General features: G+C 47.6%; 1 protein-coding gene. It reads right to left on the minus strand.

The window, feature by feature from the left end; all coding sequences use genetic code 11:
* Positions 1–169: 169 nt before the first annotated feature.
* The coding region (locus tag ACWHAR_RS26125; RefSeq protein WP_452088304.1) for a D-alanine--D-alanine ligase family protein at positions 170–771 on the minus strand (602 nt) is incomplete at its 5' end.

The raw sequence follows: 771 nt of genomic DNA on the forward strand, positions 1-771 counted from the left end.
TCAGCAATTTCTTTTACCGTTCTTGTTATCATGTATGTCCCTCTCTTTCTTCTGCAAGGAAAAGAGACACTACCACAAATAAGGATAGTGTCTGCAGCTGTATCTAAGGGCGAACCGCCTTCAGCGCCTTTCTCCATGAAAGCTCCCGGATTCGGTCCGCTCCGTCCCGTTAAAATGTATGTTTAATCTGCTGTTTTTCTTCGTGGCGCTCGATTGCCAAAGCGACAAGCTTTTCAATCAGTTCAGCGTACTCAACCCCTGATTGCTTCCAGAGAAGCGGAAACATGCTGAACGGGGTGAATCCCGGCATCGTATTGACTTCATTGATCAGGACCCTGCCTTCATTTGTAAGGAAAAAGTCCGCTCTCACAAGGCCTGAACCGTCAATCGCCTGAAACGCTTTGACCGCCATGCTGCGCATTGTTTCGTATTCGTCTTCTGTCAGGGAAGCCGGAATAATCAAATCAGTATCGCCGTCTTCATATTTTGCTTTATAGTCATAAAAGTCTTTCTTCGGAGCGATTTCCCCCGCGACTGAGCAGACAGGTTCATCATTCCCTAAAACGCCGAGTTCTATTTCCCGTCCGATGACGCCCTCTTCAACGACAATTTTCCGGTCATATTGGAATGCAAGCTCAAAGGCTTGGTCAAGCTCTTCACGGCTTCTGCATTTGCTGATCCCGACGCTTGATCCAAGGTTGGCCGGTTTTACAAAGCACGGATAGCCAAGTTCCCCTTCCACTTGAGCATAGCATTCTTCTTTAGACTGAC

It is taken from the genome of Bacillus sp. LR--39, assembly GCF_053613335.1.